This is a genomic window from Methylocystis sp. (genome assembly GCF_051062815.1).
Taxonomy (GTDB): domain Bacteria; phylum Pseudomonadota; class Alphaproteobacteria; order Rhizobiales; family Beijerinckiaceae; genus Methylocystis.
In genome coordinates this window covers 246,084-270,962 of record NZ_JBPFDU010000078.1, presented here as the reverse complement: position 1 = coordinate 270,962, position 24,879 = coordinate 246,084, and the positions used below count along the sequence as shown (strand labels likewise).

Genomic DNA, 24,879 nt, shown 5'->3' with positions numbered 1-24,879 from the left:
CAAGCCGATTCGCCAAGCTGTGCAATAACGGTATGTTCCTTGCGTCGGCTGCGTTTCTTGGCCGCGCTTGCGGAGCGCGGACGGCGCCAATATACGCTGCTTGAAGGCCACCGTCGCTATCTGCAGGCGCATGGCGGTTTTTTTGCGGTGTGCCCACCCGCGAAGTTCTGGGAAAACAGGAACGGATTGGATGCGAAGCGCTCTCGGCGGCCCTCGCCTTCTGCTGCGCCGCCTCCGCGAAATCAGCGCGGAACCGGTAAGCGCGCAGGCGCGGCTCGACAAGATCGTGGTGCAGATCGCCGCGAATATGGTCGCCGAGGTTTGTTCCGTTTATGTGCTGCGCGCCGACCAGCGCTTGGAGCTTTACGCCACGGAGGGCCTTAACCGCGAGGCCGTGCATCTCACCACGATGCACGCGGGCGAAGGACTTGTCGGCCTGATCGCCAAGAGCGCCGAGCCTCTCGCCCTCTCCGAGGCGCAGGAGCATCCCTCCTTCTCCTACAAGCCGGAGACGGGCGAAGACGCCTATCACTCCTTCCTTGGCGTGCCGATCCTGCGCGGCGGCAACACGCTCGGCGTGCTCGTCGTGCAGAACAAGGTGCGCCGCGTCTATTCGGAAGAAGAGATCGAGGCGCTGCAGACGACGGCGATGCTGCTCGCCGAACTCATCGCCTCGGGCGAATTGCAGGCGATCGAAGACCCGCGCGATCTCGCGCTTTATCGCCCGGCGTCGCTGAGAGGCGCGCCGATGGCGGAAGGCGTCGGCCTCGGCCATGTGCTGCTGCACGAGCCCCGCGTCGTCATCAAGCAGCTCGTCGCCGAGGACATGCCCTCTGAACTCGCAAGGCTTGAACATGCGATCGACGCGATGCGCCAGTCGATCGACGAACTCGTCGCGCATAGCGACCGCATCGCCGCCGGCGAGCCGCGCGACGTGCTCGAAACCGTGCGCATGGTCGCTTATGACCGCGGCTGGGTGCGCCGCCTGCGCGAAGCGGTGATGACCGGGCTGACCGCCGAGGCCGCGGTCGAGCGCGTCCAAAACGATGCGCGGGCGCGCATGCAGCGTCAGACCGATCCCTATCTGCGCGACCGCCTGCACGATCTCGACGATATCGCCAACCGGCTGCTGCATCAGCTGACGGGTCAGAGCTACGTCGCCGATCGCGACAGCGTGCCGGAAAACGCCATCATCGTGGCGCGCAACATGGGGCCGGCGGCGCTTCTCGACTATGACCGCAAGCGGCTGCGCGGCCTCGTGCTGGAGGAAGGCGGGCCGACGAGCCACGTCGCCATTGTCGCGCGCGCGCTTGGCGTCGCCACCGTGGGGCTCGTCGCCGGCCTGATCGACATCGTCGAAACCGGCGATCCGATCATCGTCGACGGCACGACCGGCGAAGTGCATGTCCGGCCGCAGCCCGACGTGCAGAGCGCTTATGCTGAAAAGGCGCGGCTGCGGGCGCGGCGTCAGGAGCAATACGCCAAGCTGCGCGACGTGCCGGCGGTCACCAAGGACGGCGTCGAAATCGGGCTGCACATGAACGCCGGCCTGGCGATCGACATGCCACATCTGCGTGAGACCGGCGCGAATTCGATCGGACTCTTTCGCACCGAGTTGCAATTCATGCTCGCGCCGCGCTTTCCGCGCATGGACGAGCAATATCGCTTCTACAAGGCCGTGCTCGACGCCGAGCCGGATAAGCCGATCACGTTTCGCACGCTCGACATCGGCTCCGACAAGATCCTTCCCTATATGGCGAAGATCGAAGAGGAGAACCCGGCGCTCGGTTGGCGCGCCATTCGCATCGGCCTCGACAGGCCGGGGCTTTTGCGCATGCAGCTGCGCGCGATGCTGAAGGCGGGCGCCCATCGCAATTTGCGCATCATGTTTCCGATGATCGCCAATGTCGCCGAATTTGACGCGGCGAAAGCGATTGCGCTGCGGGAGCTCGACCACATCACGCATCATCGCCATCCGCCGCCGACGCGATTGGAGCTCGGCGCGATGGTGGAAGTGCCGTCGCTCTTGTGGGAAATCGATCTTATCGCCGAGCGCGCGGATTTTCTGTCGGTCGGATCGAACGATCTGGTGCAATACATGTATGCGGCCGACCGCGACAACACGCGCGTTTCGAAGCGCTACGACAATCTCTCGCGGCCGGTGCTGCGCGCGCTCGAGCGCATCGTCACGGCGGGCGCACGGCACAATGCGCCGGTGACGCTCTGCGGCGAGATGGGCGGCCGCCCGCTCGAGGCGCTGGCGCTGCTCGGCATCGGCTACCGCTCGCTGTCGATGGCGGCCTCCGCCATCGGTCCGGTCAAGTCGATGATCCTCAGTCTCAATCTCGAAGAGACGCAGATGTATCTCGCCTCGCTGCTCGCGTCCGACGACGGCAGCGCGTCGGTGCGCGAGCAATTACGGGATTATGCGATCGCGCGCGGCGTGCCCTTGTAGCGAGCGCCCTTTCTTCACGCCGTCGCCCTCACCATTGCTCGGGAAGCCTCCTCCCCATGTTCGCTCAAGACAAGCTCGACCTCATTCTGCGCCGCTACGACGAGATCGGCGACAAGCTCGCGGCCGGCGCCGATGGGCAGGCCTTCGTCGCGCTCTCGCGCGAACGCGCGGCGCTCGACGCGGTCGTCGACAGGATTCGCGCCTATCGCGCGGCACAGCAGGAATCCGACGATCTTTCCGCCATGCTCGCTGACGCCTCGCTCGACGCCGAAATGCGCGGGCTGGCCGAAAGCGAGACGGAGGCCGCGCAGGAACGACTTGCTGCGGCGGAAAGCGCGCTGAAACTGGCGCTGCTGCCGAAGGATGAAGCAGACGAGAAAGGCGTCATTCTCGAAGTGCGGGCCGGCACCGGCGGCGACGAGGCGGCGCTGTTCGCCGGCGATCTCTTCCACGCCTATCAGAGATATGCGGCGCTCAAGGGCTGGCGCATTGAGATCGTGTCCGAAAGCCCCGGCCCGCTTGGCGGATTCAAGGAAATCGTCGCCGAGATCATCGGTCGCGGAGTCTATGGCCGGCTAAAATTCGAGTCGGGCGTGCATCGCGTCCAGCGCGTGCCGGAAACCGAGACGCAGGGTCGCATCCACACGTCGGCCGCGACGGTCGCCGTGCTGCCGCAGGCCGAGGACGTCGACGTCGACATCGACGAGAAGGATTTGCAGATCGATACGATGCGCGCGCAAGGCGCCGGCGGCCAGCACGTCAACAAGACCGAGTCGGCCATCCGCATCACTCATATTCCATCGGGCATCGTGGTGATGATGCAGGAGGAGCGCTCTCAACATCGCAACAGAGCCAAGGCGATGAACGTTCTTCGCTCGCGTCTCTATGACGCCGAACGCCAGCGCCTCGACAAGGAACGTTCGGACGATCGCAAGCAGCAGGTCGGCTCAGGCGATCGCTCCGAGCGTATCCGCACCTATAATTTTCCGCAGGGACGCGTCACCGATCACCGCATCAATCTCACGCTCTACAAGCTCGACCGCGTGATGGAAGGCGAGTTCGACGAGATCTTCGACGCGCTGACGACCGATCATCAGCAAAAGCTCCTCGCGCAGAGCGAGGCGTAGAGGCGCGCCGCCGAAATGACGTGCGCATGCGTCCTGTGCGCCGACGCACGAACGTCGTTAGAGGCTCTCGCTAGAGTGCGGCTACTCGCCAAATGACGAGTGAGAACGCCGAGGAGAACCTCATGTCCACGTTGAAAAAGATCGTCTCTACGAGCCTCGCCGCCAGCGTCATGTTGGGGGCGGTCGCGAGCGCCACGCCGGCATTGGCCTGGTCCAAATGGCATCATCACGGCTATGGCTGGGCGCCTTACGCCGTGGGCGGCGCGCTCGCATTAGGCGCAGTGGCGGCGGCGGCCGCGAGCGAGCCGGATTGCGATTACGTTCGCGAGCCGATCTATAGCCGCCGCGGCTATGTCATCGGCTACCGCGCCGTGCCGATGTGCTGACGCGGCCAAGATCCCATCGTCAGGAAGGGGCCGGCCCACGCCGGCCTTTTCATGTCAAGCGCGCGGCGCTCACCAGCCGTAATCGAAATACTGACCGATTTCATTGTAGCGCTGCGGATCTTGCAGCGAGAAATCCTGCTGCTCCAGGAAGTAATTGTCATTGGCGTAACGATTGGGCTGCAGATTTCCCTTCGCCGCGTCCGGCGCCGCGCCGTCGTCGAGCCAGTCTTTGCCGGTCGTCAGATTATGCGGCAGCGGAATCGGAAAATCGTCGCCCTGCGTCGCGGTGACCTGCCCCGTCGCGACAGGCGCGCGTTGTTTCGATTTCGCCAGAGCGTCGCTCGAGGCGACCGCGCAAATGAACGCGAGGCCCAACGCCAGTGTCAAAGACTTACGCATTTTCGAACTCCGTTTCGCGTCAAGCGGCCACTCTAGCTGGATCGCCCGCCGTATTGCTAGTGTCGGAAGTGGCGCACGCCGGTGAAAACCATGGCGAGACCCTGCTCGTCCGCCGCGGCGATGACGTCCTTATCATTCATAGAGCCGCCGGGCTGGATGACGGCCGTCACGCCTGCCTCAGCCGCCGCCAATAGTCCGTCCGCAAAGGGAAAGAAAGCGTCGGAAGCGACGACGGCCCCTTTCGCGAGACTTGTCGTCAACCCCGCCGCGCGCGCGGCCTCCTGCGCCTTATGCGCGGCGGTGCGCGATGAGTCGACGCGCGACATTTGCCCGGCGCCGATTCCCACCGTGGCGGCTCCCTTCGCGTAGACGATAGCGTTCGACTTGACGTGTTTCACGACGCGGAAGGCGAATTTGAGATCCGCGAGCTCCTCGGCCGTCGGTTCGCGCTTCGTCACAACCTGCAGATTCATCTCGTCGACGACGGCGCAGTCGCGCGATTGCGCGAGAAAGCCGCCCGAAACCGAGCGATAGGTCAAGCCGGCCGCGCGCGCATCTGGAACGCCGCCGGTCAACAGCAGGCGCAGATTCTTCTTGGCGCCGATGATCGAAATCGACTCTTCGTCGGCGTCTGGCGCGATGATCACCTCGGTGAAGATCTTGACGATCTCGCGCGCCGCTTCGGCGTCGAGCTTGCGATTGAGCGCGACGATGCCGCCGAAGGCGGACATCGGATCGCAGCGCAACGCCTTGGCGTAGGCGTCGACAAGAGTCGCGCCTTCGGCGACGCCGCAAGGATTGGCGTGTTTGACGATGACGACGGCCGAGGTCCGCGCCGGATCGAATTCCGCCACGCATTCGAAGGCTGCGTCGGTATCATTGACGTTGTTGTACGAGAGCTGCTTGCCCTGAATCTGGCGCGCCGTGGCGACGCCCGGCCGCTTCTCGCCGGTGAGATAGAAGCCCGCGGATTGATGCGGGTTTTCGCCGTAGCGCATCGGCTCGGCGAGTCGTCCGCCGAAGGCGCGTAGCGGCGGCGAGGCTTCGCCAAGCTGCTGCGCGAGCCAATTGGAAATCGCGGCGTCATAGGCGGCGGTCCGCGCGAACGCCTTCTGCGCCAGCCGTCGACGCGTCGCGAGCCGCGTTGCGCCCTTCGTCGCCGCGAGTTCCTCGATGAGCACGGCGTAATCATCGGGATCGACCACGACGGCGACGTCGTCGTGATTCTTCGACGCGGCGCGGATCATCGCCGGCCCGCCGATGTCGATGTTTTCAACGCATTCTTCGTACGGCGCGCCTTTCGCCAGCGCCGACTCGAAGGGGTAGAGATTGACGACGAGCAGATCGATCGGCCGGATGTCATGCGCGAGCATCGCCGCTTCATGTTCGGGATTCTCGCGGATCGCCAGAAGGCCGCCATGCACCTTGGGATGCAGAGTCTTCAGCCTTCCGTCCATCATCTCCGGAAACTGCGTGAGATCGGCCACATCGCGAACCGCGAGACCCGCCTCGGCGAGCGCTTTGCGCGTGCCGCCGGTGGAGACAAGCTCCACGCCATGCGTCGCCAGAACGCGCGCAAACTCGACGAGGCCGGTTTTGTCGGAAACGGAAATCAGCGCGCGCGCCACGTGGCGCAAATCGACGGGCATTGCATACTCCTAAACTGGCGCCGCGCTTATCACACCTTGCCGCCGGGAGGAACTTGCTCGCCGGCGCGCCGCCGGAAGCTCCAAGCGATCTCGGCCCCAGGAGCCGCCGCCCCTCGCAAAATGATTTGCGCGCATTTGCGCGCGCCGCCGGGCGCGGCGAAGAAAATACTGTCTTCGATTTCGGGCGTCAGGTCTTGCGCTTCAAAGATGAGGAGTTCGCCATCGGCGAGCGTGAGCTCGATTGCGCCATCGGCGTTCGGCGCGATGCGCACGCGCGGATGAATGTGAAAGCGCAGGGCGAAGTCGCTCGCTTGCGCATGACTTCCGCCGCGCTCCGCAGCGATGAGCCGATCGACTCCGAGGAGCGCGGCGCCATCGGCCGGAAGGGTCAGTTCACGCTGATGGACAAGGCCGAATTCGCGCACATAGCCGTCATGCGACAAAAGGAGCGTCGTCTCGCCGTCGAGACGGCGGCGCTCGACCGCCGTGTTGCGCGGGCCGCCAAGAACGCGCCCGGCGCGCCGGCGCGGCGCGCTCTGTGGCGCGATGCGGGCGCTGGAGCGGTCGCCGAGGACAAGCGTCGAATGCGCGGCGGTGGCGCGCGCCAGCTCACGGGCGTCGAGATGCGGCGCCGAAGGAGCGCCGCAATTGACGACGACCCGCTCGATTCCAAGCGAATATTCGAAAGACAGGCTGCCCGCGTGCGCGGACAGGGAAAATTCGAAAGGCGGCGGCCCGCCGGCGTCGACGAGGACGAGCGCGTCGCCCGCCTCCATGCGCTGATAACCGGCGTATGGGGCGTTGACGGGCGGCGCGCCGCGCGTGTCCTCGTGGGCGAGCGCGCTCGCCAGCCGGTCCAGCGCCGTCGCGCCCATGCCGTTGAACAGCGCCAGCGAGCCGTCGCCATGCTGCAGCATGCGCAGCATCGGCATCATCCGGTCGATGGCGCGCAGGACGGCGGACGGCGTTTGCAGGCCGCGGGCCGCAATCACCTGCCGCAGCGGCAACAAATCGAGCAGCAGGTCGACCGCGACCTGCGGATTGCGGCTGACATGGCCGCCGTCGATGAGGATCTGGCGGTCGAGCTCCGCGCTGAGCGCGCGCGACACATGCGGGGCGATTTTGCGGCCAGTGTCCGCGCAGACGGCGAATTCGGCAAGCGCGATGGCGCAGAAGGCGCGATCGGCGCCGCGCGCGCCATCGCCGGCCAGCGCCCGCCACAACAGCCGGGCGTTGCGCGCGAGCGCCAGCATGAACGCGTCATAAAAATCGGCGTCGGCGCCGTCGAGCAGCGTCGGCGATTGCGATAGAAATGAGAGGAGGCGCCGCGCCACGACGGCAGGCTCCATCGCCGGATCGTCGGCCGGAATTTTCGGAAGCGAAAGAAAATCGGCGACAAGCTCCTGCGCAGTGGCCAGGGCCACCCTGTTGTCCGAGGCCTGCAAATGCCGCAGCCAGGAGAAGCCTGCAAGGGAGCGCCGCCAGCATTCGGAAGGCGCGGCGACCAGAAAAGGCGATACGCCCCGCGCCTGTACGGTTTTGCCGTCGAAGGAGAAATAGCCGGCGTAAATCTGGTCGGCGACGGTCGAATCGGTGGTTCTGATGTCGGGAGGCGCGATGCGCAGCCGCTCCGGCGGCGCGATCGCCATCGACTTCATGAGATGATAGGGCGCGGCGGCGCCTCGCGCGAAGGCCCCCGCCGCCCGCGCCGCCGAAACGCTGGCCAGCCGAACCCGATCCCGCAACATGATGGCGCTCAGTGGGCGTCCTCCGACAGCGGCTTTCGCGCGATAGATCCCCACCGGCAACGCGCCGACCGGCACTATCAAACCCCGCCGTCCGCTTATAGTCCAAATTTCCGTGACTTCCGAATGAGATCGCGCGGGCTTTGGCGCTACGCCATTGCATGCGAAAGGGGGAAAATGGCAATGTCGCGCCTCTTTTTTAGGAGGCTTCGCCCATGCCGCTTTACACGATCGACGGAATCGCGCCGCGCCTTCCGGCCCCCGGCCGGTTCTTCGTGGCTCCAGGCGCGCATGTCATCGGCCGCGTCGCGCTGGAGGAGGACGCCAATGTCTGGTTCGGCTGCGTGCTGCGTGGCGACAATGAGTGGATCACGGTCGGCGCCCGCACCAATATTCAGGAAAACAGCGTTCTCCACACCGACATGGGCTTTCCGCTCGTCATCGGGCCGGACTGCACGATCGGCCATGGCGTCATTCTGCATAGCTGCATCATCGGCGAAGCGACGTTGATCGGCATGGGGGCGACAATCCTCAACGGGGCGAAGATCGGCGCGAACTGCCTCGTCGGCGCCAATGCGCTGGTGACCGAAGGCAAGGAATTCCCGGACTTTTCGCTGATCGTCGGCTCCCCCGCCAAGGCGATCCGCACGCTCGACGAAGCGGCGCGCGACCGCCATCTCGACTCGGCGAAACATTATGTAGAGAACGGCCAACGCTACGCGAGCGGGCTGACGCTGATCGGCTGAAAGCGGCCTCACCGCGACACATACAGCGGGGCGCTGGTCGCCGGGGCAATCGCCACCCAGGCGTTCTGATTTTGCTGCGACTGTCGCTTGACGAAGCGATAGGGAGCGCGCGTCCAGGGCCGCATCTCGTTGGAAAGATTGTCGAGCACGAATTCGCCGCGGTTGGTCTTGACCGTCAGGACCGAATGGCCGTCGCCGTTCTTCTCCTTCACCACCGTGAGCAGCAGCGCCTGCCGGGGAAAGCCTTCCTCGATCAGCATGCGGCGCTTTAGAAGCGCGAAATCCTCGCAGTCGCCCTTGCCGTCGCTGGGATAATCCCACTGATCGACCGCGCCCCAGTGATCGACGTCGGCGATCGGGGCGATATTCTCATTCACCCAGGCGTTGACGCGCGCGATCTTGCGAAAAACGGCGGCGGTGAGTTCGACCTCCTGCGGCGCGGTTTCCTCGTTCTGGCATTCGCCCCGGTAGCGCTGGCAGAAGTCCACCCAGCCGTAGGGGACGCTCGTTTCCGGGCCGAGCGTGGCGAAGGTCGCGGTTTCGGGTCCGGCGAAACTTTTTGCGTTGACGGCGACAAGCGCCGCGCCCGCCATCCCGAGAGCCACAACCGCCTTGCTAACGATGCCCAACATAACCCGCCTCCGTGACATGAGGCGAGGTTAGTTTTGTTGTTTTGCTGTCGATGAAAGTATTTCAGCCGCATTTTACGCGAATGCGTTCAGATTTTCATCGGTCTGCAGTAAGTATAATTTTTGACTATCGAAATGCGTAAAATTGGATGCAATCTCATAGCCTGTTGAAACTTAGCCGGTTTTGTTGCGCACGCGCTTCAACGCGACCCGCTGCGCATTGCTTCGGTTTAAGCTTCGAGGAACGCCGGTTAACATATGCCCTTAGCGCAGGTTAACGCGCCCGTTCAGCGCGAAAATTATTTTAGCGGGTGTGACGGCGCGCCTTTCTTGAAGCGCAAAATCGTCACAGAGCTTTACGCCGCGCTCCAGGAGGGTGCGCTAACGATAAAGCCAGGCGTTGCGGGCCAGCATGCCGGGGCCGCCGAGCGCGCGGATCGCGAGATTGCGGGCGGCAGCCGGCAATCCGCGCATATGGAAATAGCCGCCCTGGCGACGCGAGACGCGCACGACCCGCTCAGCGCGGGGAAGCCTTGCGCCCTCATAGGCGGCGAAGGCGGGTTCCACCGTCGCGCCCAATCGCATGAAGGCTTCGCCCAGGGCGTCAGCGTCCTCGATCGCCTGCGCCGCGCCCTGCGCGAGAAACGGGACCATCGGATGCGCGGCGTCGCCGAGGAGCGTCACCGGTCCCTGCGTCCAGTGTTCCAGCGCCGGCCGCGTGAACAAAGGCCAATGGCGCCAGGAGGCGCCGGCTTCGATCAAGTCGCGCAGTTCTGCCGCGAGTTTACGCGGCGCGAGTCGGCGCGCGAGCGCCGCGCCGTCAAGCGACAGGCTTGAAGCGGCGTCCTCGGCCTCCGGCGGCTCTTCGAGGATGACGACGGCGTTGATCATTGACGCGTCGCGCAGCGGATAGTGCACGACATGAGCGCCCGGCAGCAGCCAGAGATTGGACGCGCGCACGCGCAGCGCCGCCGGAACGCTCTCGGCGGGCAGCGTCGCGCGCCAGGCGACGCAGCCGGAATAGGCGGGCGCGTCGCGCTCGGACGGGACGAGATGGCCGCGCACGCTCGAGCGCACGCCGTCGGCGCCGATCAGGCCCGCCGCCTCGATTTCCTCGACGCCGTCCTGGGTATGCACGCGAATGCGAACGCCTCGGGCGGTCGCTTCGAAATCGCCGACGCGAGCGCCGGCGCGGACATGAGTCTGCGGATTGTCCAGCGCCGCCTGCAGCAGCGCGCCCTGCAGGTCGGCGCGGTGGAAAAGCCGAAACGGCGCGCCCCAGCGGGTCCTCGCGGCGGAAAGATCAAGGCGCGCCAGAATGGCGCCGTCCCGCCCGCGGCGGATATTGATGGCCTCGGGCTCCAGAGCGACGCCGGCGAGCGCCGGCTCGAGCCCGAGCTTGGCGAGGATGCGCCCGGCGTTCGGCGCGATCTGCAGTCCCGCGCCGACCTCCTCGATCCGAGCAGCGCGCTCGAGCACCAGCGCACGCTTGCCGGCGCGCGCCAGCGACAGAGCCGCGGCGAGGCCGCCAATGCCTGCGCCGGCGATGACGATCGGCGCGTTCACCCGCGATCTTCTATCAGGCGGCGGTGTCTTCAGAGATGCGATAGACGCATTCGGCCGGGTCGGCGCCGCCGCGCAGCGTCGCGTCGTAGACGTAATGCGTCGAGCAATAGGGGCAGATCGCCTCCGACCCCGCGCCCATGTCGAGATAGACATGCGGATGGTCGAAGGGCGGGAGCGCCCCGATGCACATGAATTCCTTGGCCCCGATCCTGATCTGCGCGACGCCGGGCTGATTGTGGAAATGGGGCGTGTAATGCTGGGCCATGATCCGCTCCTTGAGAGGCGCCGGGGCGGCGGGAACTGTCCCGCCCCTATAATCCAGCGGGCGTGCGTTGGATAGGGGTTTAGCTCTTGGGGGTTTAGCTCTTGGGCCTTTCCAAGTCCGAGACGCCCAGAGTTTTCAGTCGCGCGCGCTCTTCTTCACTGAGCGCCTTGGCGGGCGTGGCGGGGAAGCCTGCCCGTCGCCGCGCCGCCATCCAGATGGCGGCGGCGCCCGCGAGCAGCGCGATCAGCGGCGCGGCCCAGAGTAGCAGCGTGCCGGGCTTCACCGGCGGGCGCAGCAGCACGAAGTCGCCATAGCGGGCATGGACGAATTCGCGCACCTGCGCGTCGCTCATCCCCTCCTTAAGCTTCTCGCGCACGAGCACGCGCAAATCCTTGGCGAGCGAGGCGTCGGAATCGTCGATCGACTGGTTCTGGCAGACGAGGCAGCGCAGCTCGGTGGTGATCGCCCGCGCTCGCGCTTCGAGCGCCGGATCGGCAAGCCTTTCGCCGGGCGTGACGGCATGGGCCGTCAGGGGGAAGATAACGAGCGCGATGAAGACCCCCACCCCAACCCTCCCCCGCTTCGCGGGAGAGGGAGCAAGATTCGGCGATTTCTCGCCATCCGACAAATACCGATCGTTAGGGTCCCCTCTCCCGCGACAGCGGGGGAGGGACAGGGAGGGGGCTTCGACGCTCATTCCGCGGGCTCCAGGGCTGGCGCGGCGGCGCGGCGGGCGACGCCGATGCGCAGACGCCGGTCGGCGAGCGACAGCGCGCCGCCGAAGGCCATGACCAGCGCGCCGATCCAGATCAGCGTCACGAGCGGCTTCCAGTACAGCCGCGCGTCAATCGTTCCGTCCTCATGCGACTCGCCGATCGCCGCATAGACCTGCCCGAGCCCAAGCGTGACGATCCCCGCCTCCGAGCGCGCCATGCGCCGCGCCTGATAGAAGCGCTTCGCCGGCTCGATCGTCGCGAGCGTCGCGCCATCCTTGCGCACCGCCATCACCGCATAGACTTCCGAATAATTCGGTCCCTGGCGCGGCGAAACAGATTCAATGCCGATCTGATAGGGACCGACATCGTAGAAGCTCGCGGGCTTCATCGCGACGATGGTTTCGACGCCCCAGCCGGTCGCGGCGAGGCCAAGCAGCGTCAGCCCCATGCCGGCATGAGCGATCGACGTGCCGAAGGCCGAAAGCGGCAAGCCGGCGAGCCGCTTGAAGCTCGCGCGTCCGGAGGTCCCCCGCACGCGCAGCGCGAGATCGCTCAAGGCGCCGACGACGAGATAGATCGCGACGCCGGCGGCAGCGATCGAGAGAAACGGCGTTCCGTACCACGCGCCGAACGCGGCCGTCGCGACGACGCCGACAATGAAGGCGATGCGCAGCCGCTGCAAGGCGGCGGCAAGATCGCCGCGCTTCCAGGACAGCATCTGGCCGATCGGCATCAACAAGGCGAGCGGCAGTGCGATGGGAATCAGCACGGTGTTGAAGAACGGCGCGCCGACGGAAATCTTCTCGCCGGTGATCGCTTCCAGCGCCAGCGGATAGAGCGTGCCGACGACGACGGTGGCGCAGCACGCCGAAAGCAGCAGATTGTTGAGGACGAGCGCGCCTTCCCGTGAGATCGGCGAAAACAGGCCGCCGACGGGCAGCGCGCCGGCCCGCAGCGCAAAGAGCGCAAGAGCGCCGCCGATGAAAAAGACGAGAATGGCGAGGATGAACACGCCGCGGTCGGGATCGCTGGCGAAGGCATGCACTGACGTCAGCACGCCGGAGCGCACCAGGAAGGTGCCGAGCAGAGACAGCGAGAAGGCGAGGATCGCGAGAAAGATCGTCCAGACCTTCAGCGCCTCACGCTTTTCCATCACGGCGGCGCTGTGCACGAGCGCCGTGCCGGCGATCCAGGGCATCAGCGAGGCGTTCTCGACCGGGTCCCAGAACCAGAAGCCGCCCCAGCCGAGCGTGTAATAGGCCCAGTACGATCCCATCGCGATGCCGAGCGTCAGCGCGATCCAGGCGAAGAGAGTCCAGGGGCGAATGACTCGCGCCCAGCCGGCGTCGATGCGTCCGCCAATGAGCGCGGCGGCGGCGAAGGAGAACACGATCGAAAAGCCGACATAGCCGAGATAGAGCAGCGGCGGATGGATCGCGAGGCCCGGGTCCTGCAGGATCGGATTGAGATCGCGGCCCTCCCACGGCGCCGGCGCGACGCGCGCGAACGGATTTGAGGTGAGCAGGATGAAAAGAAGAAAGGCCGCGCCGAGCAGCCCTTGCACGGCGAGCGCGTCGGCGCGCAGCCGGTCGGTCATCGCGTTCGAGAAAATCGCGATCAGCGCGCCGCACAGCGAGAGAACGAGCACCCACAGAAGCATTGAGCCTTCGTGGTTCCCCCAGACGCCCGAGATTTTATAGATGAAGGGCTTCAGCGAATGGGAATTCTCGATCACGTTGACGAGCGAGAAGTCGGAAACGACATGGGCGTAGGTCAGCGCGCCATAGGAGAGCGCGACGAATAGGAATTGCGTGATCGCCGCGGGGCGCGCGACGCGCATCAGCGCGGCGTCATTCAAGCGAGCGCCAATGAAGGGGATGGCGAATTGCGCCAACGCCAGGGCGAGGGCCAGAACGAGCGCGTAATGTCCGGTTTCAACGATCATGCGAGGCTCGCGCCAATACCCTCTCCCAAGGGGAGAGGGTCGGTCCAAAGGACCGGGGTGAGGGGCAAGAGTCTTCGGCGTCTTTCGCCGCCCTGACGTTCAGCGCCGCAACCCCTCTCCCGGCCGCTGCGCGGCCACCCTCTCCCGATGGGAGAGGGTTGACGCGAATTTTCTTGAGGCGCGCGCACGCTCACTTCGTCTCCCCCTGCCAGACGCCCTGCTTTTTCAAGGCGTCGGCGACGTCGCGCGGCATGTAGCGTTCGTCGTGCTTGGCCAGCACGCTGTCGGCGCGAAAGGCGCCGTCAGGTTGCAGCACGCCATCGACGACGACGCCCTGCCCTTCGCGGAAGAGATCCGGCAGGAGGCCCGTGTAGGACACCGTAAGATCGCTCGTCTTGTCGGTGACAGTGAAGCGCACATCTTGGCCCTTCTTGACCACCGTGCCTTCCTTCACCAGTCCGCCGATGCGCAGCCGCGCGCCGGCGGCCGTTTGCTTCTTCGCAAGCTCCGACGGCGTGTAGAAGAATACGATATTGTCGCGCAGCGCGAACAGCATAAGCCCGGCGGCGAGGCCGAGAACGGCCATCGCTCCGGCAATCAACGTCAGCCGCTTTCCCTTACGCGTCATTATTCAGAACGCTCCCATGCGGCCTCATATGGCCGCTCTCGCGAAGAGGCGAAACGTCGCCTCAGCCCCCGATGTTCAATTCCTTCGCCAGCGCCTCGATGCGGGCGACATCGTCTTGCCTGCTGGCGAGCGCCTTGCGCGCCTCGGTCACCGCCTTCTTCGCCTTTTCTGTCTCGGCGAGGACGCTATAGGCGCGAATGAGCTTTAGCCATCCTTCGACGTCGTCGCCCTTGGACTCGAGCCGCGAGGCAAGACGATCCACCATGCCGCGGATCATCTCCTGACGCTGATCGGCGGGCATCGCCGCGATCGCTTTACCCTGCTCGCTCGACGGCCCGCGCGCGACGACCGGCGGGTTCGCCTCGCCGCGCAGAATGGCGAGCTGGGCGTTGACCGCCTTCAGATAAGCGGCGTCGGCCGGCGCGTCAGCGGCCATCTTGGAAAAGATTGCGATCGCTTTTTCCTTTTCGCCGGCCTGCGCCGCGGCGAGTCCAAGATAATACTGCGCCTCTGGCGCTGAAGGGTCGAGCGCGAGCGCGGCCTCGAAATCCTTCCTGGCTTGCGGCGTCACCACGCCTTGAGCGACGACGACGCGCGCTTCTCCAAGCGCCGCATGTCGCGCCGCGGTTGCGCCCAAAAGTCGCAGCGCTTCCGAATAGGCGTGGACGGCGTCTTCGCCGCGCCCCGTGCGCAGCAGATATGGCGCGATGACTTCGAAGCCGCGGCCGTCTTCGGGATGCTCGCGCAAATGCTGTTCGATGCGCGCGACGGCGCCGGAGAGGTCATTGCGGTCCGGCGCGGAGTCGAGCCGCGCCGTCAGCGGCATGTCCGGCATGTCGGAATGGCCGAGCCGCGCATAAAGCATCAGCGCGACGGCGGGGATGACCACGATAGCCGCGAGCGCCGCGGCGAGCGCGAGTTTGCGCGAGGCGATGACCCTCGCCTTTGGCGCGGCTTCCGCGCGCAACAGCCGCCGCGCCGCCTCGGTCTTCGCGGCTCCCGCGTCCGCCGCGTCGAGGCGCCCTTCCTCGCGCTCGCGCTCGATTTCGGCGATCTGCTCCTCGAAAAAGGCGACGTCGGCGGCGCTTTCATCCTGCGCCCCATTCCGCATGGCGAGCGGCGCCAGCACCGCCATCACCGCGGCGCCGGTCAGCAAGGCGAATATAAGCCAGATCATGCCCGCTCTTTAAGGCTTTGCGCTCCCTATTGGAAGGGCGGCCATTGCCCGTTCACGCCCGTCCATCGATATTGCCGCCAGGGAGGCAGCGTGATCACGCGGCTCGCGATTTCCGGCTATCGATCCATTCGCGATCTGGTCCTTGCGCCGGGGCGCCTCACCGTCGTGACTGGCGCCAATGGCGCCGGCAAGTCCAGCCTCTATCTCGCCGCCCGTCACGGTAAGGCTTGACTGACGGGCGCGCCTAATCGGAACTGCGCTGGATCCCGTCGTGCGAGACCTCATGCTTCGAGACCCTCATACTCATCACCAACACGCCATCGATCGAACAGCTTTGATCTCGCAGGTCACTGGCGCCGAATACGCCGATGTGAAAGCTGAACTGCCAATCCTCAGAAAGCGCGGCCAGCTGATGCATCACGCCATTTACTGGGGCGTGGCGAGCTGCATCGTGACGAGCCTTCTCGTGATCCTCAGTTTTGCGGCGGCATTTTTCCATGTGCGCCATGAGTATGGCGCGGGGTTGCTGTTCGCCCTGGCGATGGCGCTCTTCACCGCCGCGCTGATCGCCTTCGCGAGAGAATTGCAGCTTGGATATCTGGAGATTAGCGGCGGCGCTAAGCCTCCCCAAAGACCCGCGCGAAAATCGTATCCACATGTTTGAAGTGGTACGAGAGGTCGAACAGCGCGTCCAACTCCGCCGGCGATAGTTTCGCGCTTACGTCCTTGTCCTGCCCAAGCAGTGTACGGAAATCCCCTTCCAGATTATTTTCTTGCGACGGGCGTCCTTCGAACGCCCTATGCCAAACTGGCATGGCGTTTCGCTGCACCATGGCGTAGGCGTCCTCGCGCGAGACGCCTTTTTGCGTCAGCGCCAGAAGCACGCGCTGCGAATGAATGAGCCCACCGAGCTTCTCTAGATTCTTGCGCATATTTTCCGGGTAGACGACGAGATTTTCAATCACGCTCGTCAAGCGCGCCAGCGCGAAGTCCAACGTCACCGTCGCGTCGGGCCCGATCATACGCTCGACCGAAGAATGCGAAATATCGCGCTCGTGCCAGAGCGCGACGTTTTCCATCGCCGGAATCGCCATGGCGCGCACGAGACGCGCAAGGCCGGTCAGATTTTCGGTCAGCACCGGATTGCGCTTATGCGGCATGGCGGAAGAGCCCTTCTGCCCAGCTGAAAAATATTCCTCCGCCTCGAGCACCTCGGTGCGCTGAAGATGACGGACTTCGATGGCGAGCCGTTCGACGGACGACGCCACGACGCCGAGCGTCGCAAAAAACGCCGCGTGGCGATCGCGCGGAATGACCTGCGTCGAGATCGGTTCGACGGTCAGCCCCATCTTATGCGCCACATAGTCTTCGACGCGCGGATCAATATTGGCGAAAGTGCCGACGGCGCCAGAAATCGCGCAGGTCGAAATTTCCCGGCGCGCCTGGACGAGCCGCTCCCGCGCGCGGGTGAATTCGGCGTAGGCCTGGGCCAGTTTCAGCCCGAACGTCGTCGGCTCGGCGTGAATGCCGTGCGAGCGTCCGATCGTCGGCGTGTATTTATGCTCAAAGGCGCGCGTCTTGAGCGCCGACAGCAGCGCGTCGACGTCGGCGATCAGCAGATCCGCGGCGCGCGACAATTGCACGGCAAGACAGGTGTCGAGCACGTCCGAAGACGTCATGCCCTGATGAACGAAACGCGACTCGGCGCCGATGAATTCGGCGAGATGGGTCAAAAAGGCGATCACGTCATGCTTCGTCACCCGTTCGATCTCGTCGATTCGCGCGACGTCGAAGGTGACGAAATCCGCTTTGTCCCAGATCGCCTTGGCGCTCTCCCGGGGGATGACGCCGATCTCGGCGAGCGCGTCACAGGCGTAGGCCTCGATCTCGAACCAGATGCGAAACCGCGTCTGCGGCTCCCAAATCACGGTCATCTCGGGTCTGGAATAGCGGGGGATCATCCGGCGCGCCTTGAAAATTTGAGGAAGAGAGAGGCGCCTAGCATGCGCGTTGCATCAAAGTCCATATATGGGCTGATCAGGTGGGAGGAATCATGCAATCGACGGATGTCGTCGTTCTTGGCGCGGGGATCGTCGGCGTCAGCGCCGCGCTGCATCTGCAGGCGCGCGGCCGTGACGTCGCGCTCATCGATCGCACTGGCGCGGTGGGACAGGAGACGAGCTTTGGCAACGCCGGCTTGATCGAACGTTCGTCGCTCATCCCCTATCTGTTCCCGCGCGATCCGGCGAAACTTATCAAATATGCGCTGAACCTTCTCCCTGAGGCGCATTACCACGTCTCAGCGCTGCCGGCGGTGGGGCCATGGCTCCTGCGCTATTGGCGCGAGAGCGCGCCTGAACGGGTGCGGCGGAATATCGAAGCGCGGCGCCCGCTGATCGAACACAGCCTGAGCGAGCATGAGGCGCTGATCCAGCAGGCAGGCGCCGGCGAGCTGTTGCGCAGGACCGGCTGGATCAAGCTGCATCGCGGGGAGGCGACTCTGGCGCATGGCCTCGCCGACGCCGAGCGGCTGCGCGCCTATGGCTTACATATTGATACGCTCGACGCCGCCGGAGTCGCTTCGCTGGAGCCCGATCTCGCCCCGATCATGGGCGGTATCCATTACCGTGACACCGCCGCGATCATCGATCCCGCCGCGCTCTCGAAAGCCTACGCCGATCTGTTTGTCTCACGCGGCGGCCAGTTCCTTTCCGGAGACGCGCGCAGCCTTTCGCAAGAGCCGGATGGGCGTTGGCGCGTCGAGACGGCGAACGGGCCGCTCGTCGCGGGCGCGGCGGTGGCGGCGCTCGGCCCCTGGTCGGATTTTGTTTATGGGCCGCTCGGCTACCGCATTCCGCTTGGCTGGAAGCGCGGCTATCACATGCATTACGCTGCAAAAGACGGCGCAAGGCTCAATCATCCGATCCTCGACGCCGACGTCGGTTATCTTTTGGCGCCGATGCGCCGCGGGGTCCGGCTGACGAGCGGCGCCGAATTCGCCCGCCGCGACGCGCCGCCGACGCCGGTGCAGATCGAGGTTTGCGAACCGGCGGCGCGCCGATTGTTTCCGCTCGCCGAACGGCTCGACCCGGAACCCTGGCGCGGCGCGCGGCCCTGCCTGCCGGACATGCTGCCGATCGTTGGTCCGGCGCCGCGTCATCGCGGACTATGGTTCGATTTCGGCCATGCGCATCATGGGCTGACGCTTGGGCCGGTTTCCGGCCGGCTCCTCGCCGACATGATGACGGGCGAACAACCCTTCATCGATCCGACGCCCTATCGCGCCGATCGCTTCTGATCTTTCCGCGCGCGGTTTTGTGGGATTCTCGCGAGCCTATTCGGCGCCGACGAGCCTTAAGGCGCGGTCCAAAACGCGCACGACGCGCGCGAGATCATGTCCGCGCCGAAGCACAAGCCCTGTCGCTGCGATCACGGCATACGCGCCCTGCCGACGCGAAAGCGCAGGATCCTTTTCGATTCGATACAGCGGCGCTTCGCTCGCGCGCCGAAAAATCGAGAACACGGCCTTCGCCGGCGTGAAGTCGATCGCATAGTCGCGCCACTCCCCCTGCGCGACTTTCGCTCCATAAACATTGAAGATGACGTTGAGTTCGGGGCGGCTGAACGAAACCGCCGCGCCGCGCTTGTCTCCCCGGGCCTGCGCCGCGTCCGGCGAAGCGCCGTTCACGACGACGAGCGCGGGTCGAACCCGGCTGGGCTCCGTCGTCTCCGACTCCGCCATGCGTCCGCTCTCCTCGATCTCTCTTAACCATGTTGGCCCGCAAGGATGCGCCGGGCAAGACTTAATGACTGGTTTACGACGAGATTCTTCGCGTCCTTGCGCTCTGATAAGATTTGGCTGGGAAGAATCATACTTTCGCCGACTTGGCGCCCCTTGCCAGCCAAACGCGCCGCCCAAAATGAAGTTCATTGCCTCGACAGCTCGGGGCCACGCGTTTTCGGTTTCGTCAGCCCCCCAGCCCCCCGAAGCGTGTGGTTGCGAGAGATAGAGGTCGTGGCGATGGTCGGGCCGGCCGGGAGTTTCGCTCCCGCGCCGGCTCGTCTAGCTTTAGCGGGTCGCCATAGCCGCCTTTAGCGGCCCCGTGGCGGCGCCCCGCCGCCGAGGCTCTTGCAAAAAACCGCAACAATGACGAACTCAAGAGCCGCCGTCGCATCGACCGCGACGCGCATTCTCTTTTTCTTTTCATCGGAGAGAACATGACCGACGACGCCGCATCCGTCGCCGCCGCGGCTCCCGCCGCCGATCCGCAAACCGCCGCCGATTTCGGTTTTGAGGCCGACGTCGCGCGCCTGCTCGAGCTGATGACGCACTCTGTCTATTCGGAGCGCGACATCTTTCTGCGCGAACTCGTCTCGAACGCCGCCGACGCTTGCGAAAAGCTGCGTTACGAGGCGCTTTCCGACGAAAAACTCGCCGCGCAAGCCGCCGCGCCGCTGGTCACGATCTCACTCGATCAGGAAAAGCGCACGCTGACGATCGCCGACAATGGCGTCGGCATGTCGCGCGAGGAGTTGATCAGCGCCCTTGGCACCATCGCCAATTCGGGAACGCGCGCCTTTCTCGACAAACTCGGCAAGGAGAAAGACGCCGGCTTCATCGGCCAGTTCGGCGTTGGCTTCTACTCCGCCTTCATGGTCGCTGATCGCGTCGAGGTCGCGACGCGGCGGGCCGGCGAGGATCAGGCCTGGCTGTGGAGTTCAGACGGCAAGGGCTCCTATCAGATCGCGGCTCTGCCGCTCGAAGCGGCGCCCCCCGTCGGCGCCCGCGTCACTTTGCATCTCAACGCCGAGAGCGATGAATTTCTTGACGGCTGGCGGATTGAAAGCGTCGTGCGCGAGCACTCGGGCGCGATCGCCGCGCCGATTGATCTCATCGCGGCGCCCGGCGAAGAGCCCCGGCGGATCGCCGAAGGCGTCGCCCTGTGGACGAAGCCCAAGTCCGAAATCACCCAGGAGCAATATGTCGACTTCTATCGGCAATTGTCCGGGCAGCTGGACGAGCCGGCGCTGATCGCCCACTGGCGCGCCGAAGGACGCACCGAATATACGGTGCTCGCCTTTGTTCCTGGGGCGCGGCCGTTCGATCTCTTCGACCCGGCGCGAAAGAGCAAATCCAAGCTGTATGTGCGGCGCGTGCTGATCTCGCGCGACATGGAGCTGCTGCCCGCCTGGCTGCGGTTCATGCGCATCGTCGTCGACAGCGCCGACATTCCGCTCAATGTCTCGCGCGAGATGGTGCAGAAAAGCCCGGTCGCCGGCGCGATCGGCAAGGCCATCGCGACGCGCATTTTGCAGGAACTCAAGAAGCTCGCCGACGCCGAGCCGGAAAAATTCGCGGACGTGTGGAAGAATTTCGGCTCGGTGATCAAGGAGGGGCTGCATGAAGACCCGAGCCGCCGCGACGCTCTGTTCGAAATTGCGCGTTTCGCCTCGACGAAATCCGAGGAAAAAACCCGCACGCTCAAGGATTACGTCGCCGATCTGAGGGAAAATCAGACCGCGATCTATTATCTTGTCGGCGACGATATGAAGCGGCTGCGCGCCAGCCCGCAGCTTGAAGGCTTCCGCGCGAGAGGCGTCGAAGTGCTGCTTCTCGACGATGCGGTCGACGCCTTCTGGGTGACGAGCGCGCTCGGCTACGAGGGCAAGCCGTTCAAATCCGTCACGCAGGGCCAGGCCGACATCGACGCGGTCGCGCTCATCGACGAGGCGAAGACGGACACCGAGGCGCCCGCCGACGTCGCCGACCTGCTTGCAGCCCTCAAGGAGACGCTTGCCGAATATGTCGACGACGTGCGCGCCTCGACGCGGCTGACCGACAGCGCCGTTTGCCTAGTGGCGCCCGATACCGGATTTGATCGCCAATTGTCCCGCCTTCTGGCCGAACATGGACAACAGGCGGCCTTCGGAAAGCCGGTTTTGGAGATCAACCCGAGGCATGAAGCGATCGTCGCGCTGGCGACGGCCTTGCGCACAAAGGGGCGCGAAGCGACGCGCGACGAACAGCTCCTCCTGCTCGATCTCGCCCGCGTCGCCGACGGCGAGCATCCCATCGACGCAGCGGCTTTCGCAAAAAGGCTGACAACGCTTCTCGCCAGCCGGGGGTAGAGATGAGTCTGGGCGCGAGGAAGGCCGCAACGAGCGATCCGCTGACGCGCGCCCAGGCGATCGCGACAGTTGCGGACTATCTCGACGCCTGCGGGGTCGACGACGCGCAGGAGGACGCGCGCGTTCTGCTGCGCGCCGCCACAGGGCTGACGCGGCTCGAACTCGCCATGACGCCGCGCGCGCCGCTTTCTCAGGAGGAGGCGCGCGCCCTCTCCCGCTATGCGGCGCGACGGGCCGCCCGTGAGCCGGTGTCGCGCATTCTTGGAGAGCGCGGATTCTGGACGCTCGACCTCGCGGTCGCGCCGTCAGTGCTCGATCCGCGGCCCGACACGGAAACGCTGGTGGAGACGGCGTTGCGCTTCGTTGCGGAAAGGCGCGACGCGCCGCTCTCCATTCTCGATCTCGGCGCCGGCTCGGGCGCTATCGCCTGCGCGCTTCTCAGCGAGCTTCCGGCCGCGCGCGCCGTCGCCGTCGATCTCTCGGAGGACGCCTGCGCGGCCACCGCCGCAAATCTCGCTCGTTGCGGCCTGTCAGACCGCGCGGCGGTTGTGCGCGGCCGCTGGGCGGAGGCGCTCCAGGCGCGTTTCGACCTCATCGTGTCCAATCCTCCATATGTGCGCACTGGGGACATCGCAGGGCTCGATCCTGAGGTGCGGCTCCATGATCCGGCGCTGGCGCTCGACGGCGGCTCCGACGGGCTCGAGCGGTATCGAGAGATCATCGGCGACTTGCTGCGGTTCATTGACGAGGACACGGTCGTCGTATTCGAGGTCGGCTTCGATCAAGCTGCAAGCGTCGCGGCGCTGTTGGAGGCCCAGGGCTTCAAAATCGACCGTGTGGCGCGCGACATTGGCGGCCACGAGAGGGTTGTCGCGGCGCGGCTTTACCCGTCAAGGCCGTGACATATTGGCGACAGTGACCGCTTTTTTGGCCTGTCTCGCCGCGCTCGGCCTTGTTGGCGGCCACCCCCTCCACTATAGTCATCCCAGGTCCAGCCGATCGCCGACGTCGAGAGAAAACTCGAACGCTTTGGCTCCGCTTCGCGAACGGAAGCCCGAAACGACCGGCCAGGAGCAACGTCGAAATCGACATGAAAGCGCCGGAGTGAAGACCACTTCGATTGTCGGGAGCGTTGCGATCCGGCAGGCAGGCATGCAGTCGCGTTGGGCATCTAGCAGTTGCGCTGAGGGGAATTGGCGCAGAGCGACGTGGGGCCGCCGATTGCGGCCGACTTGAGGAAAATCGACTCGCGCACAGCATTATCGAAGCTTGAGGTCCGAAAACGGATTGCTGTCGCCTGTCCGTTGGCACATGCGCCGGGCGAAGGAATTTAGCGGCGACGTTGTTGGGAACGCCGCGCAGGCGGGGCCGAGCGCAGCAAGATTTCGGGGAGTTTGATGAGACCAGGGCAAAACAAGAGAATGCGCGGACGGAGCAACCGCAAAGGGCCCAATCCGCTTACACGATCCTATGAGTCGAATGGCCCCGACGTGAAGATCCGCGGCACGGCTCAGCATGTCGCCGAAAAATATCTTCAGCTTGCGCGCGACGCGCAGTCCTCCGGCGACACGATCATGGCCGAGAGCCTGCTGCAGCATGCGGAGCACTATTTCCGGCTGATCGCCGCCGCGCAGCAACAGCAGCAAGTCAACGGCTATGGGCGCCCGCAGCTGGAAGCGGAAATCGACACCTCCGAGGACGATGACGATTTCGCCCCGCTTCCAGACCGCTTCGCGCCGCTTGCCGAACGGCTGCCGCCGCCGGCCTTCCAGCCGCCGCCGCCCTTCGCGCCGCAACCGCAGCCGCATTTTGCGCAGCCCCAGCCCCAGCCGCAACCTCAGCCCTTTGAGGAGCGCCCGATCGGCGAGATGCGGGCCGGCGAGCGCGCGGAGCGTCCGGAACGCCCGCAGCGGCACGAACGACCGCAGTTCAACCGAGACCGCAACGCCGAGGGCGGCGACCGTCCTCGTCACCAGGGATATGAGCGCGGCCGCGACCGACGCTTCCAGCCGCGCCCCGAAGCCAACGCGCCCGAGAGCGAAGCAGGGACGGCGCTTCCCTCATTCATCACCGCGCCAGTGGCGCGCGCCGCCGCTGTTCCCAGCGAGAGCGCGGGCGCGGAACCCGTTCTCGAGCGCGAGAACGCGCCGCGTGAACACGAGGGCGGAGTCAATTATCATCTGAGCTCGCGCCGGCGTCGGCGCCCGCGCCCGCCGATGGATGACGTCGCCGGCGGCGCACGGGACGATGACGCGCCGCAGGTGGGCGAACTTCCGCTCGAGCCAGATCGGTTCTAGGGCTTCAGGCGAGGATGCTGATCGCGTCGCCGGCCTTGATCCGGCCGCCCTCGATCACCCGCGCGTAAACGCCGCAATCGATGTGGCCGAAGTTCTGGCGCAGCGTTTGAACGAGATCCATATCGCGTCGCCCCGTGCCCGGCTCGACGCCTGTGGCCGCGCAGCGATCGGTCATTTTGAGCACCTCGAGCCGCGCGCCGCCGATCGACAGGATTCGCCCCGGGAGCGCCGCTTCGGCCCATGCGTCCATGTCTTCGACGTAGAGATTGGCGCGAAACCGCAGCGGATCGAGCGCGGCCCCCTGCGCAATCGCCGCGACGCTCGCCAAATTGACGAGTGAGACAAATCCGGACTTTGAATCCGTGAAGCGAAAGCCGTCGGGCGCGGCCAGAAGCCGGACGGGGCCGCGGATTTCGGGCCCAAGAAAGCCGGTCAGGAACGCTTCGATGGCGCCGCGCCCTTCGGCGGACCGCAAATCTCCTCGCGCGACCTCGCGCCCTGCCCTGGCGATCGTCAATACGCCTGTCGCCTCGTCGTAACGCGTCGCAAGACCCGCGAGCGCGCCATTCCTCATCAGCATCAGGAATTTGATCTTGGGCTGATGCTCGGGCGCGGCGGGATCGAAGCCTGAAGGGCCGTTTTCCAGCGCAAACAGCCGATCTCCCGGAAAATAATCGCCAGTCCTCAGATCGGCGGCGTCCAGCGGCTCGGGCGAGAGGCCTTTGACGGGATAGCGGTAGAGGGAGGCGAGTCGCATGGACGTCCCTGTTTCGGTGACAAGTCGAGGCGGTTTGCCTACACCCGCCCGGCCATCAGGAAAATAGACTCGGCCGTTCGCAAGGAGAGCCAGCCGTGCCGGACAAGACGCTCACGGTCCTCGTTCTGGCCGCAGTGGCGTTTTCCGCCGCGCATGACCACCTGTCGCGCGACGATTTCTCGCAACCACGGCATGGGCGATCGTCGCCGTTTTTCTTTCGGTGAAATACGCGCTCACAGGCGCCGCGCTGTATTTCTATTTCC

The 24,879-nt window shown here is 65.3% G+C and carries 23 protein-coding genes and 1 pseudogene; 10 read left to right on the top strand and 14 right to left on the bottom strand.

Translation table 11 applies throughout. The annotated features are described in order from the left end of the window. The first annotated feature begins 190 nt into the window (after positions 1 to 190). The 3 genes from ptsP to ACR65W_RS15855 all read left to right on the top strand — a co-directional run bounded on the left by ptsP (position 191) and on the right by ACR65W_RS15855 (position 3,968). Complete coding sequence (ptsP, locus tag ACR65W_RS15865) at positions 191 to 2,455, top strand: phosphoenolpyruvate--protein phosphotransferase (RefSeq protein WP_434498639.1); 2,265 nt, start codon at positions 191 to 193, stop codon at positions 2,453 to 2,455. A 56-nt stretch (positions 2,456 to 2,511) separates the two neighbouring features. Further along, positions 2,512 to 3,582, top strand: coding sequence for a peptide chain release factor 1 (prfA, locus tag ACR65W_RS15860; RefSeq protein WP_434498640.1), 1,071 nt, complete (start codon positions 2,512 to 2,514; stop codon positions 3,580 to 3,582). 122 nt (positions 3,583 to 3,704) lie between these two features. Next, positions 3,705 to 3,968: a hypothetical protein gene (locus ACR65W_RS15855; protein ID WP_434498641.1), complete on the top strand. Its 264-nt coding sequence runs from the start codon at positions 3,705 to 3,707 to the stop codon at positions 3,966 to 3,968. A gap of 69 nt (positions 3,969 to 4,037) precedes the next feature. On the opposite strand, the gene ACR65W_RS15850 is transcribed toward ACR65W_RS15855, so the two are convergent. The 3 genes from ACR65W_RS15850 to ACR65W_RS15840 are packed head-to-tail and all read right to left on the bottom strand — an operon-like array spanning position 4,038 to position 7,764. After that, complete coding sequence (locus ACR65W_RS15850) at positions 4,038 to 4,367, bottom strand: cellulose-binding protein (protein WP_434498642.1); 330 nt, start codon at positions 4,365 to 4,367, stop codon at positions 4,038 to 4,040. A 56-nt stretch (positions 4,368 to 4,423) separates the two neighbouring features. Continuing rightward, positions 4,424 to 6,016 carry a bifunctional phosphoribosylaminoimidazolecarboxamide formyltransferase/IMP cyclohydrolase gene (purH, locus tag ACR65W_RS15845; protein ID WP_434498643.1) on the bottom strand — a complete coding sequence of 531 codons (1,593 nt, stop codon included), beginning with the start codon at positions 6,014 to 6,016 and terminating at the stop codon, positions 4,424 to 4,426. 29 nt (positions 6,017 to 6,045) lie between these two features. Continuing rightward, positions 6,046 to 7,764, bottom strand: a complete 1,719-nt coding sequence (locus tag ACR65W_RS15840; protein WP_434498644.1) for a heparinase II/III family protein — start codon at positions 7,762 to 7,764, stop codon at positions 6,046 to 6,048. Positions 7,765 to 7,976: 212 nt separating this feature from the next. Between ACR65W_RS15840 and ACR65W_RS15835 the strand changes: the two genes are divergently transcribed. Beyond that, positions 7,977 to 8,507, top strand: coding sequence for a gamma carbonic anhydrase family protein (locus tag ACR65W_RS15835; RefSeq protein ID WP_434494827.1), 531 nt, complete (start codon positions 7,977 to 7,979; stop codon positions 8,505 to 8,507). Between the two features lie 8 nt (positions 8,508 to 8,515). On the opposite strand, the gene ACR65W_RS15830 is transcribed toward ACR65W_RS15835, so the two are convergent. The 7 genes from ACR65W_RS15830 to ccmI form a co-directional block, all read right to left on the bottom strand. After that, a complete protein-coding gene (locus ACR65W_RS15830) occupies positions 8,516 to 9,139 on the bottom strand; it encodes a transglutaminase-like cysteine peptidase (protein WP_434498645.1) in 624 nt (207 codons plus the stop codon). A 378-nt stretch (positions 9,140 to 9,517) separates the two neighbouring features. Continuing rightward, the gene (locus ACR65W_RS15825; RefSeq protein ID WP_434498646.1) at positions 9,518 to 10,702 is read right to left on the bottom strand and encodes an FAD-dependent monooxygenase; all 1,185 of its coding nucleotides are present in this window, start codon (positions 10,700 to 10,702) and stop codon (positions 9,518 to 9,520) included. A gap of 13 nt (positions 10,703 to 10,715) precedes the next feature. Beyond that, positions 10,716 to 10,967 (bottom strand): zinc-finger domain-containing protein, encoded by a 252-nt coding sequence (locus ACR65W_RS15820; protein WP_124738773.1) that lies wholly within the window; start codon positions 10,965 to 10,967, stop codon positions 10,716 to 10,718. Positions 10,968 to 11,061: 94 nt separating this feature from the next. Next, positions 11,062 to 11,532 carry a cytochrome c-type biogenesis protein gene (locus ACR65W_RS15815; protein WP_434502795.1) on the bottom strand — a complete coding sequence of 157 codons (471 nt, stop codon included), beginning with the start codon at positions 11,530 to 11,532 and terminating at the stop codon, positions 11,062 to 11,064. Between the two features lie 128 nt (positions 11,533 to 11,660). Next, positions 11,661 to 13,628, bottom strand: coding sequence for a heme lyase CcmF/NrfE family subunit (locus tag ACR65W_RS15810; RefSeq protein ID WP_434498648.1), 1,968 nt, complete (start codon positions 13,626 to 13,628; stop codon positions 11,661 to 11,663). A 190-nt stretch (positions 13,629 to 13,818) separates the two neighbouring features. After that, complete coding sequence (gene ccmE, locus ACR65W_RS15805; RefSeq protein WP_434498649.1) at positions 13,819 to 14,256, bottom strand: cytochrome c maturation protein CcmE; 438 nt, start codon at positions 14,254 to 14,256, stop codon at positions 13,819 to 13,821. 61 nt (positions 14,257 to 14,317) lie between these two features. Beyond that, complete coding sequence (gene ccmI, locus ACR65W_RS15800) at positions 14,318 to 15,433, bottom strand: c-type cytochrome biogenesis protein CcmI (protein WP_434498650.1); 1,116 nt, start codon at positions 15,431 to 15,433, stop codon at positions 14,318 to 14,320. 90 nt (positions 15,434 to 15,523) lie between these two features. On the opposite strand from ccmI, the pseudogene ACR65W_RS15795 reads away from it, so the two are divergent. Together ACR65W_RS15795 and ACR65W_RS15790 are read left to right on the top strand one after the other, a co-directional pair. Beyond that, a pseudogene (locus tag ACR65W_RS15795) lies at positions 15,524 to 15,649 on the top strand (AAA family ATPase); the annotation flags it as partial. A gap of 67 nt (positions 15,650 to 15,716) precedes the next feature. Beyond that, positions 15,717 to 16,097: a DUF2721 domain-containing protein gene (locus ACR65W_RS15790; protein WP_434498651.1), complete on the top strand. Its 381-nt coding sequence runs from the start codon at positions 15,717 to 15,719 to the stop codon at positions 16,095 to 16,097. Here the strand turns inward: ACR65W_RS15790 and purB are convergent. Then, positions 16,051 to 17,394 carry an adenylosuccinate lyase gene (gene purB / locus ACR65W_RS15785; RefSeq protein ID WP_434498652.1) on the bottom strand — a complete coding sequence of 448 codons (1,344 nt, stop codon included), beginning with the start codon at positions 17,392 to 17,394 and terminating at the stop codon, positions 16,051 to 16,053. The two genes, ACR65W_RS15790 and purB, sit on opposite strands and share 47 nt — an antisense overlap. Before the next feature lie 92 nt (positions 17,395 to 17,486). Between purB and ACR65W_RS15780 the strand changes: the two genes are divergently transcribed. After that, positions 17,487 to 18,731 carry an NAD(P)/FAD-dependent oxidoreductase gene (locus tag ACR65W_RS15780; protein WP_434498653.1) on the top strand — a complete coding sequence of 415 codons (1,245 nt, stop codon included), beginning with the start codon at positions 17,487 to 17,489 and terminating at the stop codon, positions 18,729 to 18,731. A 36-nt stretch (positions 18,732 to 18,767) separates the two neighbouring features. Here ACR65W_RS15780 and ACR65W_RS15775 read toward each other — a convergent pair whose 3' ends face one another. Further along, positions 18,768 to 19,175 carry a DUF2794 domain-containing protein gene (locus tag ACR65W_RS15775; RefSeq protein ID WP_434498654.1) on the bottom strand — a complete coding sequence of 136 codons (408 nt, stop codon included), beginning with the start codon at positions 19,173 to 19,175 and terminating at the stop codon, positions 18,768 to 18,770. Positions 19,176 to 19,651: 476 nt separating this feature from the next. On the opposite strand from ACR65W_RS15775, the gene htpG reads away from it, so the two are divergent. The 3 genes from htpG (at position 19,652) to ACR65W_RS15760 (ending at position 23,859) form a co-directional block, all read left to right on the top strand. Then, a complete protein-coding gene (gene htpG, locus ACR65W_RS15770) occupies positions 19,652 to 21,562 on the top strand; it encodes a molecular chaperone HtpG (RefSeq protein WP_434498655.1) in 1,911 nt (636 codons plus the stop codon). Between the two features lie 2 nt (positions 21,563 to 21,564). After that, on the top strand, positions 21,565 to 22,464 hold the full coding sequence (gene prmC, locus ACR65W_RS15765; RefSeq protein ID WP_434498656.1) for a peptide chain release factor N(5)-glutamine methyltransferase: 900 nt from the start codon (positions 21,565 to 21,567) through the stop codon (positions 22,462 to 22,464). A gap of 519 nt (positions 22,465 to 22,983) precedes the next feature. Beyond that, positions 22,984 to 23,859 carry a DUF4167 domain-containing protein gene (locus ACR65W_RS15760; protein ID WP_434498657.1) on the top strand — a complete coding sequence of 292 codons (876 nt, stop codon included), beginning with the start codon at positions 22,984 to 22,986 and terminating at the stop codon, positions 23,857 to 23,859. Positions 23,860 to 23,863: 4 nt separating this feature from the next. Here ACR65W_RS15760 and ACR65W_RS15755 read toward each other — a convergent pair whose 3' ends face one another. Together ACR65W_RS15755 and ACR65W_RS15750 are read right to left on the bottom strand one after the other, a co-directional pair. Next, positions 23,864 to 24,616, bottom strand: a complete 753-nt coding sequence (locus ACR65W_RS15755) for an MOSC domain-containing protein (RefSeq protein WP_434498658.1) — start codon at positions 24,614 to 24,616, stop codon at positions 23,864 to 23,866. A gap of 38 nt (positions 24,617 to 24,654) precedes the next feature. Next, positions 24,655 to 24,810 (bottom strand): hypothetical protein, encoded by a 156-nt coding sequence (locus tag ACR65W_RS15750; RefSeq protein ID WP_434498659.1) that lies wholly within the window; start codon positions 24,808 to 24,810, stop codon positions 24,655 to 24,657. Positions 24,811 to 24,879 lie beyond the last annotated feature (69 nt).

Excerpts from the sequence above, each read along its gene's own strand:
- ptsP (WP_434498639.1), top strand. The coding sequence starts at position 191 with ATGCGAAGCGCTCTCGGCGGCCCTCGCCTTCTGCTGCGCCGCCTCCGC.
- prfA (WP_434498640.1), top strand. The coding sequence starts at position 2,512 with ATGTTCGCTCAAGACAAGCTCGACCTCATTCTGCGCCGCTACGACGAG.
- ACR65W_RS15855 (WP_434498641.1), top strand. The coding sequence starts at position 3,705 with ATGTCCACGTTGAAAAAGATCGTCTCTACGAGCCTCGCCGCCAGCGTC.
- ACR65W_RS15850 (WP_434498642.1), bottom strand. The coding sequence starts at position 4,367 with ATGCGTAAGTCTTTGACACTGGCGTTGGGCCTCGCGTTCATTTGCGCG.
- purH (WP_434498643.1), bottom strand. The coding sequence starts at position 6,016 with ATGCCCGTCGATTTGCGCCACGTGGCGCGCGCGCTGATTTCCGTTTCC.
- ACR65W_RS15840 (WP_434498644.1), bottom strand. The coding sequence starts at position 7,764 with ATGTTGCGGGATCGGGTTCGGCTGGCCAGCGTTTCGGCGGCGCGGGCG.
- ACR65W_RS15835 (WP_434494827.1), top strand. The coding sequence starts at position 7,977 with ATGCCGCTTTACACGATCGACGGAATCGCGCCGCGCCTTCCGGCCCCC.
- ACR65W_RS15830 (WP_434498645.1), bottom strand. The coding sequence starts at position 9,139 with ATGTTGGGCATCGTTAGCAAGGCGGTTGTGGCTCTCGGGATGGCGGGC.
- ACR65W_RS15820 (WP_124738773.1), bottom strand. The coding sequence starts at position 10,967 with ATGGCCCAGCATTACACGCCCCATTTCCACAATCAGCCCGGCGTCGCG.
- ACR65W_RS15810 (WP_434498648.1), bottom strand. The coding sequence starts at position 13,628 with ATGATCGTTGAAACCGGACATTACGCGCTCGTTCTGGCCCTCGCCCTG.
- ccmE (WP_434498649.1), bottom strand. The coding sequence starts at position 14,256 with ATGACGCGTAAGGGAAAGCGGCTGACGTTGATTGCCGGAGCGATGGCC.
- ccmI (WP_434498650.1), bottom strand. The coding sequence starts at position 15,433 with ATGATCTGGCTTATATTCGCCTTGCTGACCGGCGCCGCGGTGATGGCG.
- ACR65W_RS15790 (WP_434498651.1), top strand. The coding sequence starts at position 15,717 with ATGCTTCGAGACCCTCATACTCATCACCAACACGCCATCGATCGAACA.
- purB (WP_434498652.1), bottom strand. The coding sequence starts at position 17,394 with ATGATCCCCCGCTATTCCAGACCCGAGATGACCGTGATTTGGGAGCCG.
- ACR65W_RS15780 (WP_434498653.1), top strand. The coding sequence starts at position 17,487 with ATGCAATCGACGGATGTCGTCGTTCTTGGCGCGGGGATCGTCGGCGTC.
- ACR65W_RS15775 (WP_434498654.1), bottom strand. The coding sequence starts at position 19,175 with ATGGCGGAGTCGGAGACGACGGAGCCCAGCCGGGTTCGACCCGCGCTC.
- htpG (WP_434498655.1), top strand. The coding sequence starts at position 19,652 with ATGACCGACGACGCCGCATCCGTCGCCGCCGCGGCTCCCGCCGCCGAT.
- prmC (WP_434498656.1), top strand. The coding sequence starts at position 21,565 with ATGAGTCTGGGCGCGAGGAAGGCCGCAACGAGCGATCCGCTGACGCGC.
- ACR65W_RS15760 (WP_434498657.1), top strand. The coding sequence starts at position 22,984 with ATGCGCGGACGGAGCAACCGCAAAGGGCCCAATCCGCTTACACGATCC.
- ACR65W_RS15755 (WP_434498658.1), bottom strand. The coding sequence starts at position 24,616 with ATGCGACTCGCCTCCCTCTACCGCTATCCCGTCAAAGGCCTCTCGCCC.
- ACR65W_RS15750 (WP_434498659.1), bottom strand. The coding sequence starts at position 24,810 with ATGCCGTGGTTGCGAGAAATCGTCGCGCGACAGGTGGTCATGCGCGGC.